The following is a 15,796-nucleotide window of genomic DNA, read 5'->3' as shown; positions in this document are numbered from 1 at the left end:
GGCCCGCGATGGCGGTGTCGGTTACGCCCCGCTACCGGCCCCGGCCCCGGGCCCGACGGCGGTCCGACTCTCGCTCACGTCGAACTTCGCCAGCAGGGACTGCAGGCGCTCCGCCTGCTGGTTGAGCGACTGGACGTTGCCGTCCACCTCTGACATCGACGCGGCCTGTTCCTCAGCGGCCGCCGACGCGCTCTCCGTCTCGTCGGCCGTCGACCGGCTGATGTCGGCCACCTCCTCGACCATCGAGACGGCCTCCTCCGTGCTCGCGGCCTGGTCGTCGGTCGTGTCGCTTATCTCCTGGATGCCGTTGTCGGTCTCCGTGGCGTTCTCTTTGACCGTCGTGAACGCGTCGAGGACCTCCTGGACCGCCTCGACGCCCTCTTGCATGTTCTCCTCGGCGGCTCGGGCCTCCTCGACCGTCCTGTCGGTCTGGGCCTGCGTCTCCGCGATGAGCTGTTCGATCTCGTTGGCCGACGCCTGGGTCTCCTCGGCCAGTTGCTTCACCTCGTTCGCGACGACGGCGAACCCGTCGCCGCTCGCGCCGCCCTCGCCGCCGGCGCGGGCGGCCTCGATGTTCGCGTTCAGCGCCAGCATGTTCGTCTGCTCGGCGATGTCGCCGATGAGCTCCACGATGTCGCCTATCTCGGCCATCTGCTCGTCCAGCACCTCGACGCTCTCGACCGTCGCGTCGATGGCCGACTGCACCTCTCGCGAGTCCTCGATGGCCCGTCGGGCCGTCGACTCGCCCGACGCCGCGATATCGGTCGTCTCGCGGGACCGCTCGGCGACGGTCTCGGCGGACGCCGCGACCTCCTCGACGGTCGCCGAGAGGTCGGTCATCTCGCCCGAGACGGTCTCGAGCATCTCCCGCTGGTCGCTCGCACCGCTGGCTATCTCCTGTATCGCCCGGCTCACCTCCTCGCTGGCCTGCTTCGCTTCGCCGGTGCCGGCGCTGGCCTCCGTCGTCGTGGCCGTGACCTCCTCCGCGAAGTCCTGGATCTCCCCCATCGCCGACTCCGTCTCGTCCATCATCTCGTTGAACGACTCGGCGATCTGGACCATGGCGTCGCTCTCGCTGTCGGTATCCAGCCTGACGCTGAGGTCCCCCTCGGCGGCCCGCGCCATCGCGGCGCTGTAGGCGTCGGCCGTCGCTTCGAGGTGCTGGTTGGCCTCCTCGACCGCTCGCTGTTTCGCCTCGGCCTCGGCCTTGAGCTCCTCGGCCTCGGCTTTGGCCGCCTCTATCTCGGCCTGCTTGGCCTCGAGGTCGGCGATCTCCTCGCTCTTCGCCCGTGCCTGTGCCAGCTGTTCGGCCGCTTCCTCGCGCGACCGTTCGGTCGAGTACCAGTGTGCCATCAGCGCCATGGCGAGCGCGAGGACGAACACGCCGTGGATGAGCCCCCAGACCCACGGGTTGTTGATGGCGGCCGTGTGGTTGTAGACGCGGCTGGGGTTTATCATCCCGAAGACGCCGTGGGTGAGCACGACGTAGCCGATGCCCAGCGCGAACGGGACCCAGTCCTCGTAGACGGCGACGACGGCCATCCCGACGAAGAAGTGGAAGTGCGCCTCGATGAACCCGCCAGAGAAGTGGACGAGGACGACCGAACACGACAGGAGTCCCGTCGTCGCGAGCGCCGTCCGGACCCGGAGCGGTAGCTGTGACACGTTGGCGGCGGCGACGAGCGCGACCACGATACCCAGTTCCAACAGGACGGTCCCCAGCGGAATCGACGGGACCGTCGCCCCCGTGACGAGCGACTCGGTCCCCTCGAACATGCCGAGAGCGAAGAGGAACGGGACGTGGGCGAGCACCAGAAGGGTGATCTTCCGGTGGCGGCCCCGCCACGTCTCCTCGGGAATCGAATCGCCGCTCGGCGTGTACTTGACAAAGTCCCGGAGCATCTGCTCCCAGTTGGAACCCCGGGCGAGTGTGTCGCCGGAACTCACGTTCGCGTCAGCCATACCAACTATGAAACCTACCGGCTGAAAAGCGCTCGGCCCACAGTATCAAACGTTGTAATCGACGGGCGGCCCTCGGTACCGACGCTCACACGAGGGCGAAACTCGGGAGGTACAGCGCCAGACAGACGACCGCCGCACGCCGGTCGATACCTCGTCGCCAGTAGAACAGCGCGAGGACGGCGATGGAGACGCCGAGCATGTAGACCAGCGAGGGCATGATGGCGGCGGGGTCGTCGACGACGACGTCGAAGAAGACGGCGCCGATGCCCAGCGAGAAGACGGGGTCGGTGATGTTGCTCCCGAGGATGGAGCCGACCGAGATGCCGCTCCGCCCCTCGTACGCGGCGATGCCGGCGATGACGATTTCGGGGAGCGTCGTCCCGAGGCCGGTGAGCAGGCCCACGAGGAACTCCGAGAGGCCGACCAGTCTCGCGATGGCGACCCCGTTCGTCACCATCAGTTGCCCGCCGACGACGACGAGGAGCAACCCGCCCAGAATCCACGGGAGCGTCTCGCCGGGCGGGCGCGGTTCCTCGATGACCTCCTCGGTTATCTCCTCGCCGCCCTCGTTGGTGTAGAGGGTGTAGACGAACTGGACGTACGCGAGCATCATCAGGAGGCCCTCCGAGCGCCCGATGACGCCGTCGTCCAGCGTCAGAATCATGATTATCATCGCCAGAATCATCGCCGTGCCGTAGACGAGGACGCTCCGGCGCTCCACGACGAACGGCGCGACGAACGCGACGACGGCGATGGCGAGCGTTATCTGGGCCGTCTCGGACCCGACGATGTTGCCGACGACGAGGTCGCCCGCGCCGTAGAAGGCCGCGTAGACGGAGGTGACCATCTCCGGCACCGACGTCCCCACGGAGATGACCGTCACGCCGATGAAGAACGGCGAGACCCCGTAGTACAGGGCGAGGTCGCCGGCGGCGGTGACGGCGCGGTCGGCGCCGACGACGAGTCCCGCGAGTCCGGCGAGAAACAGGACGGCCTCGACGAGCATCGTCCGTCGGCACTCGCGGCGGACAGTAAAGTATGGAGTCCGAACGCGGTTAGTCGTCGCTTTCGGCGGTTCGGCGGTCGCTCGTCGGCTCCTCGTCGCCGAGCAGCTCCTCGCGGTGTTCGTCCAGCAGGGGAGCACGGCCGCGCGGCCGGGGGTTCGTCTCGGTCATCTTGATGGGACTGCCGGCGACCGTCATCTCGCCGTCGACGCCCGGTTGGGAGACGTCGGCGAGCATCTCCCGGTCGCGGACGTGTGGGTCCGCGAAGACGTCACTCGCGTCCTGGACGGGCGCCGCCGGGACGCGCCCGTCGAGTCGGTCCACGAGCTCGTCGGTCGTCTGCTGGCCCGTCCAGTCGGCTATCTCGGCGCGCAGCTGCTCGCGGTTACGGAGGCGGTCCGGCGTCTCCGGGTACTCGGCCGCGAGGTCGGGCCGGTCCATCGCCTCACACAGCGTCTGCCAGTGGCGGTCGTTGAACGCCGCGACGACGGCGTAGCCGTCGGCCGTCTCGAAGGCGTCGTAGGGGAACAGCGTCGGGTGGGAGTTGCCCTGCCGGGTCGGCGGGTCCCCGTCACAGGAGTACTGGTAGACGGTCCGCTCGGCCAGCGACACCATCGCGTCGTACATCGCCGTGTCGACGTACTGGCCCTCACCGGTCCGCTCGCGGTGGTGGACGGCCGCGAGGACGCCCACGGCGTTCAGCGCCGCGGTGAAGATGTCGCCGACGCCCGGCCCCACCTTCGTCGGCGGGCCGTCCTCGGGGCCGGTGATCTCCATGACGCCGCCCAGCGCCTGCGCGATGAGGTCGAACGAGGGCTGACCCTGCCGGTGGGTCTCGCCGGTCCGCGGGTCGCCGAACCCCCGAATCGAGGAGTAGATGAGCTGGGGGTTCCGCTCCCGCAGCGTCTCGTAGCCGAGGTCGAACTTCTCCATCGTCCCGGCCTTGAAGTTCTCGACGACGACGTCGGCCCGGTCGACCAGCGAGAGGAACGCCTCGCGGTCCTCGTCGGTCCGCAGGTCGAGCTCCAGCGAGCGCTTGCCGCGGTTGACGCTCTGGAAGTAGCCGCCGTAGGCCTCCGCCTCGGGGTCGTCGACGAACGGCGGGTTCGAGCGGATCATGTCGCCGCCGGGTCGCTCGACCTTTACCACGTCCGCGCCCATGTCCGCGAGCAACATCGTGCAGTACGGTCCGGACAGGACCTGCGTCAGGTCGAGCACCCGCAGGTCGGCAAGCGCACCCATGCCGAGACGGACCGACGGCGACGGCATAAATCTTGGTGATAAATCATTATATATTCTCTAGGGGCATATTATCATGAAAGACCATTAAGTTTATACTGCCGCCGCGAGCACCGTGTAGTACATGCCCCGGACCGTCATTCTCGGCGTGATTGGTTCCGACGCTCACGTCGTCGGTATCACGATTCTCGAGCAGGCGCTCTCGGCCGCTGGCTTCGAGGTCGTCAACCTCGGTGTCCAGACTTCACAGGCCGAGTTCGCCGACGCTGCGAAAGCTCACGGCGCCGAGGCTGTACTGGTCTCCTCGCTGTACGGGCACGCCCGGCAGGACTGTGAGGGGTTCCACGACCTCCTGGAGTCCGAGGGGCTCGACGTCCTGACCTACGTCGGCGGCAACCTCGCCGTCGGGCAGGACGACTTCGAGTCCACCCGCGAGACGTTCCGCGAGATGGGCTTCGACCGGGTCTTCGACGCGGAGACCGACCCCGAAGACGCCATCGCGGACCTCCGTCGTGACCTCGAACTCACGGCCACCGAGGGCGAGCAGGTCAGGGTCGACAGCTGACCATGCTCACGGACACGAAGCTCGCCGCCGACGAGCTACAGCACATCGCGAACGACCTGCGGGACAACTGGCACACGGGCCGGCAGGTCGACTTCGAGGAGGCCATCGCCTTCCACGAGTCCCTGCCCGCTAGCAAGCAGTTCGCGCCCGTCCTCGAATCCGCAGACCAGCCCCTGCTACAGCCCCGCGCCGGCGTTCCCCTGCTCGAAGACCAGATAGACCTACTCCGGTACCTGCAGGACGAGGGCGGCGCGGACCTCCTGCCCACCACCATCGACTCCTACACGCGCGACAACGAGTACGAGAAGGCCGAGGAGGGCCTCGCGGCCTCGCGCAACGGCGACGCCGACGAACTCAACGGCTTCCCGGCCGTCAACCACGGTGTCGAGGACTGTCGCCGCCTCGTGCGCGCGCTCGACGCCCCCATCGAGGTGCGCCACGGGACGCCCGACGCGCGCCTGCTGGCGATGGTCACCCTCGCCGGCGGCTTCCAGTCCTTCGAGGGGGGCCCCATCTCGTACAACATCCCGTACACGAAGCGCCACGACCTCGAGACGACCATCGAGCACTGGCAGTTCGTCGACCGTCTCTGCGGTGCCTACACCGAACGCGGCGTCACCATCAACCGCGAACCGTTCGGCCCGCTGACCGGGACGCTCGTGCCCCCGTGTATCGCCATCGCGGTGATGCTGGTCGAGGGGCAGCTCGCGGCCACGCAGGGCGTCCGCTCGCTCACGCTCGGCTACGGACAGGTCGGCAACGTCGTCCAGGACGTCGCCGCCCTGCGCGCGCTCCGCAGCCTCGGCGAGGAGTTCCTCCCCGACGAGGTGACCGTCACCACCGTCTTCCACGAGTGGATGGGCGGGTTCCCGCCCGACGAGGCCCGCGCCAACGGCGTCATCAGCCTCGGCGGCGCCACGGCGGCCGTCGCCAAACCCGACAAGGTCATTACGAAGTCCCCGCAGGAGTTCCAGGGCGTTCCGACCAAGGAAGCCAACGCCTCCGGGTTGCGCACGACGAGACAGCTCATCGACATGATGATAGAGCAAGACATCGACCTGAACGGCATCGACGACGAGCAGCGCCTCATCGAGCGTGCGACCCGCGCACTGATGGACGCAATCTACGAGGCCGGCGACGGCGACGTCGCCCAGGGCGTCATTCGAGCGTTCGACTCCGGGGCGATGGACGTGCCGTTCGCGCCGAGCGACGCCGCCGCCGGCGCGGTGCTTCCGGCCCGAGACGACGACGGGCGGGTGCGCATCTTCGAGTTCGCGGACCTCGCACTCCCCGACGACATCAAGGAGACCCACAAGGCCAGACTGGGCGAGCGCGCCCGGACGGAGGGCCGCGACCAGTCGTTCCGGATGGTCGCCGACGACGTCGACGCCATCAGCGACGGGAAGCTCATCGGTCGGCCGACCGGCAAGCCGGGAGGTGCCAGCGATGCGGATTGAGGACGTCCGTGCAGTGCCCGGCCTCTCCGGGTTCTTCTTCGACGACCAGCAGGCCATCAAGGACGGGGCCACCCAGCGGGGGTTCGCCTACGACGGCCAGCCGAAGACCGAGGGGTTCGAGCGAGTCCGCGAGGCCGGCGAGTGCCTCATCGTCGAACTCGAACTCGCCGACGGCTCGGTCGTCACGGGCGACTGCGCCGCCGTCCAGTACTCCGGGGCCGGCGGGCGGGACCCGCTCTTCCGCGCCGACGAGTACCGCCCGGTCGTCGAGGGGCGCGTCGCCGACACGCTCCGGGGCCGGGACGCGACCCTGTTCCGGGAGAACGCCGAGGCCCTGGAGGCCATCGACCCCGAACGCTCGGGCGGCGAGCGCCTGCACACGGCGGTCCGCTACGGCGTCTCGCAGGCGCTCCTGAACGCCGCCGCTCGTGCCCGCGGCCAGACGCCCACAGCGGTGCTCGCGGCGGCCTACGACACCGACCCGGCGACGTCGCCGGTCCCGGTGTTCGGCCAGTCGGGCGACGAGCGCCGCACGAACGCCGAGAAGATGCTCATCAAGGGCGTCCCCGTCCTCCCGCACGGCCTGTTCAACAGCGTCGAGAAGGTCGGCGAGGACGGCGAGGGTCTGCGTGAGTACCTCGCGTGGCTCTCGGACCGGGCCGGCGACCTCGGGCCGGAGAACTACGCGCCGCGCTTCCACGTCGACGTCTACGGCATCCTCGGGAAGGTGTTCGGCCCGCCGTACGACCGAAGCGAGGTCACCGACTACTTCGAGACGCTCCGGGAGGCCGCCGCGCCGTACCCGCTCCAGGTCGAGGGGCCGATGGACGCCGGCGGCCGCCCCGCGCAGATAGCGCAGATGGCCGAGCTCCGCGACGGCCTCGCGAGTGCGGGCGTCGAGGTGGACATCGTCGCCGACGAGTGGTGCAACACCTTCGAGGACGTGCAGGCGTTCGTCGACGCGGGCGCGGCCGACGTGGTGCAGGTGAAGACGCCGGATCTCGGCGGCGTCCAGCGCTCCGCGGAAGCGGTGCTGTACTGCGACGGCACGGACACCCGCGCGTACCTGGGGGGGACCTGCAACGAGACGGTCACCTCCGCGCGGGCCTGTGCTCACGTCGCGCTGGCGACGGACGCCGCGCAGGTGCTCGCCAAGCCCGGGATGGGCTTCGACGAGGGGTTCATGGTCGTCACCAACGAGATGCGCCGCGCGCTCAGCCGTCGACGGGGCGGCCGGCAGGAGGTGCAGGCCGATGACTGACTGGAGCGACCCCGGCGCGCTCGACTGTTCGGACGAGGATACCTTCGACGCGCTCCTCGACCGGGCCGACACGCGCGAGAAGGGCCACTACTTCGAGTTCTTCGCGGAGGGCGACGAACTCTCTCACGACCCCGGCCTGCGGCTCTCCCGGCACGGCAGCGAGCAGTGGATGGGGCAGACGCTGAACCACGACCCGGCGTACTGGCGCTCCGACACGGCTCGCGAGCGCGGGTTCGACGGCGTGCCCGTCCACCCGGACTACCTGCTGGCCTGCGTGATGGGCATCACCGTCGAGGACCTCTCGGAGAAGGGCGGCTACTTCCTCGGGCGCACCGACGTCGAGTTCCACCGGCCCGCGTTCCCCGGGACCGAACTCGCCGTCACCTCCCGCGTCGTCGACACGCGGACCTCCTCGTCCCGGCCGGCCTACGGCATCGTGACGTGGGAGACGGTCGGCCGCGACCGCGAGACGGGCGCGCCGCTCGTCTCCTACGAGCGGACGAACATGATTCCGCGCCGGGAACCGGCGGCGACCGACGGCAGCGGGTCGATGGCCGACGGCGAAGCGGACCCCGAAGCGGCCGACCTCCCCGACACGCTCCTCGCGCCGGACGGCACGCACTTCGATGACTTCCGGGCGGCGCTCGAACGCGCCCGCGAGGAACAGGCCGCCGTCGCCTACCGCCACGAACGCGGCCGGACGATGGACGACCAGTTGGTCGCGGGCCTGCCGCTGGCGACGCTCAACACCGCCCGCCAGCACCACAACCGCGACGAGATGGCCGACTCGCCGTCGGGCGACATCGTCGCCTACGGCGACGTTACCCGGTCCATCGCACTGGCCCACGCCCGCTCGGACGAAGCCACCTACCGCGAGCGGCGCTTCGCGGACGAGCGGTTCCACACCTTCGTCACGCTCGGCGACACCATCTACGGCTTCACGCGCGTCCTCGACTGCGACGGCGACGCGGGCCCCGAGACGGCCGGGGCGGTCACCTTCGAGCACGTCGCGTTCAATCAGGACAACACCCCGGTCTACAGCGGCCGGCGAACCGCACTCGTTCAGCGACAATGACAGACACACGACTCTGCCGCACGTTCCAGACCGCGCCCGCTGCCGTCCCGCGTGACGACAGCGCGAAGTTCTTAGACTCCGGCCTCACCAGCGAGGGGTTCCAGACCCCCGACTGGCTGGTGCCGGACATCGAGGACGGCACCGCGCCGTCGATGAAGGAGGAGGCCGTCGACAACATCGTCGACCGGGTGCCCGACCACGCCCCCGACTTCGCCGGGCAGATTCTCCCGCGGGTCGAGTGGGCCTACGACGGCGCGCAGTTCCGCGAGCACGGGACCGAGCAGGTCCGACGGCTGGCCGACGAGGTGGGCGAACACCTCGACGGCGTCGTCTTCCCGAAGGTCGGCCGCCTCGACGACGTGCGCGAGGCCGCCGGGGTGCTGGCCGACGCCGAACGCGACGCCGGTCTGGACGACGGGTCGCTGGAGATGGCCATCATTCTGGAGACGGCGGCCGCGCGCTCGGACCTCCGGGAGATCTGCCAGTTCGCCACCGACTCCAGACTCTCGGGCATCGTCTTCGGCCCCGTCGACTACACGGCGGAACTGGGCGGCCGGGCGCTCCACGGCGAGCGGCCGCGCTGGGACGGCCTGCTCGAGGCGATGTCCAACGAGACGAGCGCCGCGGGCATCGTCTCCATCGGCGGCCCGTTCGACCAGCTGTTCCACGAACGCGCCGGCGTCACCTACTACAATGCCGAGGGGTATGCCGACCAGGTCGAACACGAAGCGACCATCGGCATCGACGGGTCGTGGTCGCTCCACCCCAAACAGACCGCGCAGGCCAACCGCATCCACATGCCCAGCAGCGAGGAACTGGACCGGGACCTCACCAAAATCGAGTCGTTCAACGAGGCCAAGCGCGAGGGCACCGGCGCCGTCGTCGTCGACGGGCAGATGGTCGACGAGGCGACGTACAAGAACTTCGCCAACACGGTCCTGACCGTGCGGGCCATCGACGAGGCCCACCCCGACCAGACCGGCGAGTACTACGACGACAGCCTGCTCGCGCGAGCGCTCGACGTGGACCTCGTGTTCAACTGACCGCGACGGACCAACGCTCAAGCCCGTCCGGCCCTTCTAGCCGTCGATGAACGCCATCGAGGTGGACGGACTGACGCGGCGCTACGGCGACCTCGTCGCCGTCGACGACGTCTCCTTCTCGGTCGCCGAGGGCGAGATTCTCGGCCTGCTCGGCCCGAACGGCGCCGGGAAGTCGACGCTCGTCAACACGCTCTGTACGCTGCTGCGACCCAGCGAGGGGACCGCTCGCGTCGCCGGCCACGACGTGGTCGCCGATCCCGGCGGCGTCAGGTCGAGCATCGGCGTCGTGTTCCAGGAACCCGCGCTGGACGAGGAGCTGACGGGGGTCGAGAACCTCCGCTTCCACGCGCGTCTGTACGGCATCCGCGAGCAACGGCGCCGCGAGCGGCTGGCGACGGTGCTCGAACTGGTGGACCTCGCCGACGACGCCGACAAGCCGGTCGGCGAGTACTCCGGCGGGATGGCCCGCCGGCTCGAACTCGCCCGCGGCCTGCTCCACGAACCGGCGGTCCTCTTTCTGGACGAACCGACCGTGGGACTGGACGCGGGGACGCGCAAGACCGTCCGGGAGTACGTCGCCCGCCTGAACCGCGAGGCCGGCGTCACCGTCGTGCTGACGACCCACTACATGGAGGAGGCCGACGCGCTCTGTGACCGCGTCGCCATCGTCGACGACGGGCAGGTCGTCGCACTCGACGCGCCCGACGCGCTGAAGGACGCGCTCGGCGGAGACGTGATACGAATCGGGACCGACGACCCGGCGGCCGTCGAGCGAGCGGTCGGCGACGCACCGTGGGTCCGGTCGGTGACCCGGACCGGTGACGGCCTCGACGTGGGCGTCGACGACGGCGAACGCCGGGTCGCGGCGCTCGTCACCGCCGCCAGCGAGGTCGCCGGCGTCTCGACGGTCTCCGTCGACCGCCCGACGCTCGAACGCGTGTTCCTCTCGCTGACGGGCCGCACCGTCGAAGAGGCCGACGAGCGGGCCGGTCCCGACGCCGCCGTGGCGGCGGAGACGGGGGCCGACGATGACTGACGACGCCGGCCGGCTGGGCCGCGAGGCCGTCGCCGTCTACGGCCTCTGGAAACGGGACCTCGTGCGGTTCTGGCGCGCCAAGAGCCGCGTCGTCGGCCTCCTGCTGGGCCCGTTCTTCATCCTCGTGTTCTTCGGCTTCGGCTTCAGCGACGCCCGCTTCGGCTCGATTCCGCCGTCGCTGTCGTATCTGGAGTACCTCGTCCCCGGCATCCTCGGGTTCACGATGCTGTTCTCGGCGTCGTTCACCGGGCTGGCGGTGCTCTCGGACCGCGAGGTCGGCTTCCTGAAGGAGATACTGGTCGCGCCGGTGAGCCGCACCGCCGTCGTCGTCGGACGCATCGCCGGCGGCGCCACGACCACGATGCTGCAGGCGCTGCTCATCCTCGTCCTCGCGGTGCCACTGGGGTTCCGACCGGTGTCGCTCGTCGGCGTCGGCGTCGCCGTCGTCTTCCTCGTCCTCGTCGCCGCGACGTTCATCGGCCTCGGACTCGCGATGGCCTCGCAGTTCAAGGACACGCAGGGGTACAACCTCATCATCAACTTCGCGCTGTTCCCGCTGGCCTTCCTCTCGGGGGCGTTCTACCCGCTCTCGAACCTGCCCCTGCCGGTCCGCGTAGTCGGCTACCTCAACCCGCTCACCTACGGCGTCGACGGCCTCCGGGGGGCGCTGGTGGGCTACTCGGAGCGGGCGCTCGTCGTCGACCTCGGCGCGATGGTCGTCGCCGCCGTCCTGACGGTGGCGCTCGGCGCGGCGCTGTTCCGCCGCGTCGAGGCCGTCTGAGTCACTCGAAGAACGCCGCGAGTCGCTCGGCCGCCTCCTCGACGCGCGGGGTCACCAGCGCGAACCGTATCCAGTCCGACCGCGACTCGCCGAACGCCTCGCCGGGCATCCCGGCGACGCCGGCCTCGTCGACGAGCTCGTAGACGTTCTCGAAGCTGCCGGCGAAGTCGGGGAAGCGCGCCATCACGTAGAATCCGCCCTCTGGTCTGTTGTACTCGGCGCCAGCGTCGTCCAGCGCCGCACAGAACGTGTCGATGCGACGTTCGAGTCGCCGCCGACACCGCCGGTAGTAGTCCGGCGAGGTGGTCTGCAGCGCTCGCTCGACGGCGTACTGGGCGGGGCGACTCCCGCTGACGTTCGTCAGCATGTGCCGCGTCCCGGCCCGGTCGACCAGTTCGCCGGTCGGGCCGTCGGGCGACGGGAACACGGCGTACCCCACCCGCAGTCCGGTTATCGCCATCGACTTCGAGAAGGCGTTGGTCGCGACGACGTTGGGCGAGTCGTGGTCCAGCGCCGACGCGAACCGGCCGGCGTAGTCGAAGTGGTCGTACACCTCGTCGCTGACGAGCAGGGCGTCGTACTCCTCGGCGATGGCGACGAACTCGGCCATCGCGTCGGCGCCGTACACCGCGCCGGTCGGGTTGTTCGGCGAGTTCACGACGAGGACGCTCGTCGCCTCGCTGGCGGCGGCCCGGACGGCGTCCGGTTCGAGGTGGCCGTCCCCGGCGACGGGGACGAACGTCGTCTCGGCGTCGAGGAAGTTCGCCCGGCCGGCGTAGTAGGGGTAGACCGGGTCGGTCAGCAGGACCTCGTCGCCGGGGAAGTGGTCCAGACCGCCGGTCATCGCGAGGTGGTTGGCCTCGCCGGCCCCGTTCGTGACGACGACGCGGTCGACGGCGACGTCGCGTCGGGCGGCGCTCTCCTCGCGAAGCCCCTCGAGGCCACGACTCGGTGCGTACTGGTACTCGTCGGCGTCGGCCTCGGCGTAGTCTCTCAGGCCGTCCCGGAGCCCCTCGGGCGGGTCCCAGTCGGGGTTGCCCGAGACCATGTCGACCACGTCCCGGTCGGCCCGGGCCGCGTACTGCATCACCCGGAAGAACTGCGGCGTCTCGTAGTCCATACCGTCGCTCGGCGCTCCGCGGCCGTCTTTCTTTCCGTTACTGCCTGACGTAGAGGGTCAGGACACCGAGCGCGAGGAGCAACAGCCCCCACAGGAGGTCCGACCCGGGCAGGAACCCGAGGACGAGCGTGACGATACCCGAGGAGACGAGCGACCAGCCGAGCGTGGTCTGGTAGGCCATACGACGTGTTGGTGGCCCAGACGGAAAGGTCCGAGCCCGGCGACTGAACGCTTATCCACGCCCGCGTGCAACGACCGGCCATGACCGACGACGAGACACCTATCGAGGAACGCGTCGGCGACGAACTCCGCGAGCGGGGGGAGACAGTCGCCGTCGCCGAGTCCTGTACCGGCGGCCTCGTCGGGTCGCTGCTGACCGACGTCCCGGGCGCCAGCGACTACTTCGACCGGTCCGTCGTCTCGTACTCCTACCGCGCGAAGCAGGAACTGCTGGCCGTCTCCCGCGAGGCGCTGGACGCTCACGGGGCCGTCTCGGAGCCGGTCGCCCGCGAGATGGCGCGGGCGGTCCGAGACACCGCGGGGACCGACTGGGGCGTCGCGACCACGGGCGTCGCCGGCCCGACCGGTGGCTCTCCAGAGACGCCGGTCGGCACCGTCTACGTCGCCGTCGCCCACGCCGCGCCGTGGGAGACGGGCGAGTCGGACTGCACGGTCACCCACTACGAGTTCGACGGGTCCCGGACGGCGGTCAAGACGCGCATCGCCAGACAGGCGCTCACGGACCTGTTAGCCGCCACACAGGAGGAGTAGCAAAACCTATCGGGCGGCCGGCCGTCGAACCGCGTGGATGGACAAACGCGGTCACGTTCTGAACGCGGTCCTGCTGAGCATCGGGCTGGGGTACGTCCTCGACCCCTCCGGGGACGTCTCGACGTTCGCGACCATCGCGGAGGTGTTCCTCCCGGTGGTGCTGGGGGCGCTGTTCCCCGACGTCGACACGGCCTTCGGGAAACACCGGAAGACGCTGCACAATCTCCCGGTTCTTCTCGTCTTCCTCGCCCACCCGATCTACCACGGCGGCAACCTCCAGTGGGTGTGGCTCGGGGTCCTGACCCACTACGTCCTCGACTACCTCGGGTCGAAGCGGGGCATCGCGCTGTTCTACCCGCTCTCGGACACCGAGTACGGGTTCCCCTCGGGCGTCACCACGTCCAGCGACAGGGCGGAGATCGTCACGGTAGCCGTCACCATCTTCGAACTGGCCGCCATCGCGGCGCTGGTCCACGTCCTGCCCCAGTACCTCCCCCCGGAGGTCACGCAGCTGCTCGCCGAGAACACGGCGCTGATCGCCTAGTACACCTTCACGTCGTCGAACTGCCCGTCGTAGGCGACGTGGTCCGGGTGCGTGGGCGCCGTCCCCTGGAGCATCACCCGGTCGAACTTCTCCCAGCTGTTCTCGTAGCCCAGATGCGCGAACTCCAGCCCGCGGCGGAGCGTGTGGCGCAGGCCGTTCCGGTGGACGATTCGCCGGGGGACCTCGTCTCGCAGCGCCTGCGCCAGTTCGTCGGCTGTCTCGAACGCCTCGTCGAACGCCGTCCACGCCTCGCCGATGCTGCCGGTGAGGTGGGCGTACGACGAGGCGAACGTCGACAGCCCCGTCTCCCGGGCGAACCGCCGGGCCCGCCGGTTGTGGTGCGGGAGGTGCTTCGGGTTGTACACCTCCACGGCGTCGATGGTGCTGCTGTACGTCCGCAGGGCCTCGATGCCGAGGCTCACGCTCAGGAACCCGGGGTGCGGGACGAGGACCGCCGCCTCCTGTCGCTGTAGCTCGGCCATCGTCCCGTCGAGGGTCAGGAAGTCCGGCACCTGTTCGTCCAGACCGACGGCGAGGACGTGCCGGCGCCGCTGCCACGTCCCCGTGAACAGCTCCCGGCCCGGGAAGACGGTCAACTCGTCGTCGGAGAACCGTTCGGCCTTCGCACGGATGTCCGGCAACCGCGTGAAGTGCGGGGCGTACACGAGCGCGTCGAGCCCCCGTGCCTTCGCTCGCTGGACGACACGCTCGTCCAGAATCTTGACGTGTAGGTCGACGTGGAACCCCTCACTCGTCACGGCTTTCGCTATCCCGGTGTCACAATTAGAGGTTTCCATTTCCGGGAGTCGCCGGGCGCCGTGGCGAACGCTTTTGGTGCCACACGGCCTGCCTCTCAGCAATGCCACGCTGGGAGTGTGCCATCGAGGGCGACGACAGCCAGTTCGACCGCGTCGAGGACCTCATCGTCCACCAGTCGACCGAACACGACCGCGTCTCGTGTAAGGTGTGTGGGACCGTCGTCCCCGACGGCTACTTCGCCATCAAACACGCCTTCGACGAACACTCGCGCGCGGAGTACGTCCGCGCCTACGACGCCTCCGCCGCGGAGGTCCGGCGCCGCGAGAACATCAAGGAGTCCGTCGAGGCCACGGCCGACATGAGCGAGGTCATCGACCGGCTCGAAGGCTGAGCGGCGCTGCTCGACGGTGGGACGCTGCGGAGCGACTCACTCGGAGAAACTCGGCGACACGGTCCGACGCTCGGGTCACCGTTCGACTGTCTCGGGGCCGTCGCGCGGCGCTCAGCGTTCCTCGCTGTCCAGCACGCGAATCTGGTCGCCGCGGACGGTGACCGGAATCGGGACCGTCGCCTCGTACAGCTCGACGGTGACCTGGTCTTTCCCCTCGTCGATGCGCTGGACCTGCGCCTTCTCGCCCTTGAACGGTCCGGCGATGAGCTCGACGATGTCCCCCTCGGCGATACCCTCCACGTCGGGTTTCGGCGAGAGGAAGTGCTCGACCTCCGCGATGGAGGACTCGCCCTGTACCACGCCGTTGGCGTGGGGAATCTCGTCCAGGATACGGTCGAAGACGGCGTGGTCGTCGGCCTCGACCATCACGTAGCTCGTCAGCGAGTCCGGCGCCAGCGCCGCGTGGATGCCCGGTTCCTCGCGGTTGATGATCATGTCCGCGACGGTGCGCTCCTGGCTCGCCGTCGTCTTGACTGCGTAGATACCCATCTGTTTACACCGGTTTGCTGCCGGGGACGAAGGTCATTATGGCGAAGATGATGAAGCCGACGAGACCGACGAGCATGATGCCGGCACCGGCGATCTTTGCGATCTGCGAGAACTCCTCCCACGACGGCGTACTCGCCAGTTTGAGTACGCGAACGTAGGAGGTGAGGTCGTACGGGACGTCCATACCGACGCGTACCCACTGGTGGCTTTTCTATATTGTGGTGCGCGACGACCGGCGG

The 15,796-nt window shown here is 69.3% G+C and carries 18 protein-coding genes; 10 read left to right on the top strand and 8 right to left on the bottom strand.

Annotated features, from left to right (window positions below; all coding sequences use genetic code 11):
• Positions 1-21: 21 nt before the first annotated feature.
• The 3 genes from ACV7GQ_RS10560 to mct all read right to left on the bottom strand — a co-directional run bounded on the left by ACV7GQ_RS10560 (position 22) and on the right by mct (position 4,208).
• Positions 22-1,962 (bottom strand): methyl-accepting chemotaxis protein, encoded by a 1,941-nt coding sequence (locus tag ACV7GQ_RS10560; protein WP_470310205.1) that lies wholly within the window; start codon positions 1,960-1,962, stop codon positions 22-24.
• Between the two features lie 85 nt (positions 1,963-2,047).
• Positions 2,048-2,968 carry a sodium:calcium antiporter gene (locus tag ACV7GQ_RS10555; RefSeq protein WP_470310204.1) on the bottom strand — a complete coding sequence of 307 codons (921 nt, stop codon included), beginning with the start codon at positions 2,966-2,968 and terminating at the stop codon, positions 2,048-2,050.
• Between the two features lie 49 nt (positions 2,969-3,017).
• Complete coding sequence (mct, locus tag ACV7GQ_RS10550) at positions 3,018-4,208, bottom strand: succinyl-CoA:mesaconate CoA-transferase (RefSeq protein ID WP_470310203.1); 1,191 nt, start codon at positions 4,206-4,208, stop codon at positions 3,018-3,020.
• A 121-nt stretch (positions 4,209-4,329) separates the two neighbouring features.
• On the opposite strand from mct, the gene glmS reads away from it, so the two are divergent.
• The 7 genes from glmS to ACV7GQ_RS10515 are packed head-to-tail and all read left to right on the top strand — an operon-like array spanning position 4,330 to position 11,423.
• Positions 4,330-4,770 carry a methylaspartate mutase subunit S gene (glmS, locus tag ACV7GQ_RS10545; RefSeq protein ID WP_470310202.1) on the top strand — a complete coding sequence of 147 codons (441 nt, stop codon included), beginning with the start codon at positions 4,330-4,332 and terminating at the stop codon, positions 4,768-4,770.
• 2 nt (positions 4,771-4,772) lie between these two features.
• Positions 4,773-6,227: a methylaspartate mutase subunit E gene (locus tag ACV7GQ_RS10540; protein WP_470310201.1), complete on the top strand. Its 1,455-nt coding sequence runs from the start codon at positions 4,773-4,775 to the stop codon at positions 6,225-6,227.
• A complete protein-coding gene (locus ACV7GQ_RS10535) occupies positions 6,217-7,488 on the top strand; it encodes a methylaspartate ammonia-lyase (RefSeq protein WP_470310200.1) in 1,272 nt (423 codons plus the stop codon). Before ACV7GQ_RS10540 ends, ACV7GQ_RS10535 begins: the two co-directional genes overlap by 11 nt.
• Positions 7,481-8,563 carry a 2-methylfumaryl-CoA hydratase gene (gene mch / locus ACV7GQ_RS10530; protein WP_470310199.1) on the top strand — a complete coding sequence of 361 codons (1,083 nt, stop codon included), beginning with the start codon at positions 7,481-7,483 and terminating at the stop codon, positions 8,561-8,563. The genes ACV7GQ_RS10535 and mch overlap by 8 nt, the downstream gene beginning before the upstream one ends.
• Entirely contained in the window at positions 8,560-9,606 is a 1,047-nt protein-coding gene (gene citE / locus ACV7GQ_RS10525) for an L-malyl-CoA/beta-methylmalyl-CoA lyase (protein WP_470310198.1), read from the top strand. Before mch ends, citE begins: the two co-directional genes overlap by 4 nt.
• Positions 9,607-9,652: 46 nt before the next feature.
• Positions 9,653-10,642 carry an ATP-binding cassette domain-containing protein gene (locus tag ACV7GQ_RS10520; RefSeq protein ID WP_470310197.1) on the top strand — a complete coding sequence of 330 codons (990 nt, stop codon included), beginning with the start codon at positions 9,653-9,655 and terminating at the stop codon, positions 10,640-10,642.
• On the top strand, positions 10,635-11,423 hold the full coding sequence (locus tag ACV7GQ_RS10515) for an ABC transporter permease (RefSeq protein WP_470310196.1): 789 nt from the start codon (positions 10,635-10,637) through the stop codon (positions 11,421-11,423). Before ACV7GQ_RS10520 ends, ACV7GQ_RS10515 begins: the two co-directional genes overlap by 8 nt.
• Before the next feature lies 1 nt (position 11,424).
• Here the strand turns inward: ACV7GQ_RS10515 and ACV7GQ_RS10510 are convergent, their stop codons facing one another.
• Together ACV7GQ_RS10510 and ACV7GQ_RS10505 are read right to left on the bottom strand one after the other, a co-directional pair.
• Positions 11,425-12,543: a pyridoxal phosphate-dependent aminotransferase gene (locus ACV7GQ_RS10510; protein ID WP_470310195.1), complete on the bottom strand. Its 1,119-nt coding sequence runs from the start codon at positions 12,541-12,543 to the stop codon at positions 11,425-11,427.
• Between the two features lie 37 nt (positions 12,544-12,580).
• Entirely contained in the window at positions 12,581-12,724 is a 144-nt protein-coding gene (locus tag ACV7GQ_RS10505; RefSeq protein ID WP_188994002.1) for a hypothetical protein, read from the bottom strand.
• An 80-nt stretch (positions 12,725-12,804) separates the two neighbouring features.
• Between ACV7GQ_RS10505 and ACV7GQ_RS10500 the strand changes: the two genes are divergently transcribed.
• Both ACV7GQ_RS10500 and ACV7GQ_RS10495 read left to right on the top strand, forming a co-directional pair.
• Positions 12,805-13,314: a CinA family protein gene (locus ACV7GQ_RS10500; protein ID WP_470310194.1), complete on the top strand. Its 510-nt coding sequence runs from the start codon at positions 12,805-12,807 to the stop codon at positions 13,312-13,314.
• 37 nt (positions 13,315-13,351) lie between these two features.
• The gene (locus tag ACV7GQ_RS10495; protein WP_470310193.1) at positions 13,352-13,858 is read left to right on the top strand and encodes a metal-dependent hydrolase; all 507 of its coding nucleotides are present in this window, start codon (positions 13,352-13,354) and stop codon (positions 13,856-13,858) included.
• On the opposite strand, the gene ACV7GQ_RS10490 is transcribed toward ACV7GQ_RS10495, so the two are convergent.
• Complete coding sequence (locus tag ACV7GQ_RS10490) at positions 13,855-14,655, bottom strand: PHP-associated domain-containing protein (protein WP_470310192.1); 801 nt, start codon at positions 14,653-14,655, stop codon at positions 13,855-13,857. The genes ACV7GQ_RS10495 and ACV7GQ_RS10490 overlap by 4 nt on opposite strands.
• Positions 14,656-14,717: 62 nt before the next feature.
• On the opposite strand from ACV7GQ_RS10490, the gene ACV7GQ_RS10485 reads away from it, so the two are divergent.
• Complete coding sequence (locus tag ACV7GQ_RS10485; RefSeq protein ID WP_166969028.1) at positions 14,718-15,008, top strand: DUF7565 family protein; 291 nt, start codon at positions 14,718-14,720, stop codon at positions 15,006-15,008.
• Positions 15,009-15,119: 111 nt separating this feature from the next.
• Here ACV7GQ_RS10485 and ACV7GQ_RS10480 read toward each other — a convergent pair whose 3' ends face one another.
• Positions 15,120-15,557: a transcription elongation factor Spt5 gene (locus ACV7GQ_RS10480; RefSeq protein ID WP_470310191.1), complete on the bottom strand. Its 438-nt coding sequence runs from the start codon at positions 15,555-15,557 to the stop codon at positions 15,120-15,122.
• Positions 15,558-15,561: 4 nt separating this feature from the next.
• A complete protein-coding gene (locus tag ACV7GQ_RS10475) occupies positions 15,562-15,741 on the bottom strand; it encodes a protein translocase SEC61 complex subunit gamma (RefSeq protein WP_166969032.1) in 180 nt (59 codons plus the stop codon).
• Positions 15,742-15,796: the final 55 nt, after the last annotated feature.

This window comes from Haloarcula sp. MBLA0163, from assembly GCF_055632435.1.
The sequence above is the reverse complement of the archived record's forward strand: the minus strand, read 5'-3'. Positions and strand labels throughout refer to the sequence as shown.

Bases quoted from the DNA above. Each gene is read 5' to 3' on its own strand.
- mct (WP_470310203.1), bottom strand. From the start codon at position 4,208: ATGGGTGCGCTTGCCGACCTGCGGGTGCTCGACCTGACGCAGGTCCTG.
- ACV7GQ_RS10500 (WP_470310194.1), top strand. From the start codon at position 12,805: ATGACCGACGACGAGACACCTATCGAGGAACGCGTCGGCGACGAACTC.
- ACV7GQ_RS10520 (WP_470310197.1), top strand. From the start codon at position 9,653: ATGAACGCCATCGAGGTGGACGGACTGACGCGGCGCTACGGCGACCTC.
- ACV7GQ_RS10505 (WP_188994002.1), bottom strand. From the start codon at position 12,724: ATGGCCTACCAGACCACGCTCGGCTGGTCGCTCGTCTCCTCGGGTATC.
- ACV7GQ_RS10535 (WP_470310200.1), top strand. From the start codon at position 6,217: ATGCGGATTGAGGACGTCCGTGCAGTGCCCGGCCTCTCCGGGTTCTTC.
- mch (WP_470310199.1), top strand. From the start codon at position 7,481: ATGACTGACTGGAGCGACCCCGGCGCGCTCGACTGTTCGGACGAGGAT.
- ACV7GQ_RS10555 (WP_470310204.1), bottom strand. From the start codon at position 2,968: ATGCTCGTCGAGGCCGTCCTGTTTCTCGCCGGACTCGCGGGACTCGTC.
- ACV7GQ_RS10490 (WP_470310192.1), bottom strand. From the start codon at position 14,655: ATGGAAACCTCTAATTGTGACACCGGGATAGCGAAAGCCGTGACGAGT.
- ACV7GQ_RS10495 (WP_470310193.1), top strand. From the start codon at position 13,352: ATGGACAAACGCGGTCACGTTCTGAACGCGGTCCTGCTGAGCATCGGG.
- ACV7GQ_RS10510 (WP_470310195.1), bottom strand. From the start codon at position 12,543: ATGGACTACGAGACGCCGCAGTTCTTCCGGGTGATGCAGTACGCGGCC.
- glmS (WP_470310202.1), top strand. From the start codon at position 4,330: ATGCCCCGGACCGTCATTCTCGGCGTGATTGGTTCCGACGCTCACGTC.
- ACV7GQ_RS10475 (WP_166969032.1), bottom strand. From the start codon at position 15,741: ATGGACGTCCCGTACGACCTCACCTCCTACGTTCGCGTACTCAAACTG.
- ACV7GQ_RS10560 (WP_470310205.1), bottom strand. From the start codon at position 1,962: ATGGCTGACGCGAACGTGAGTTCCGGCGACACACTCGCCCGGGGTTCC.
- citE (WP_470310198.1), top strand. From the start codon at position 8,560: ATGACAGACACACGACTCTGCCGCACGTTCCAGACCGCGCCCGCTGCC.
- ACV7GQ_RS10540 (WP_470310201.1), top strand. From the start codon at position 4,773: ATGCTCACGGACACGAAGCTCGCCGCCGACGAGCTACAGCACATCGCG.
- ACV7GQ_RS10485 (WP_166969028.1), top strand. From the start codon at position 14,718: ATGCCACGCTGGGAGTGTGCCATCGAGGGCGACGACAGCCAGTTCGAC.
- ACV7GQ_RS10480 (WP_470310191.1), bottom strand. From the start codon at position 15,557: ATGGGTATCTACGCAGTCAAGACGACGGCGAGCCAGGAGCGCACCGTC.
- ACV7GQ_RS10515 (WP_470310196.1), top strand. From the start codon at position 10,635: ATGACTGACGACGCCGGCCGGCTGGGCCGCGAGGCCGTCGCCGTCTAC.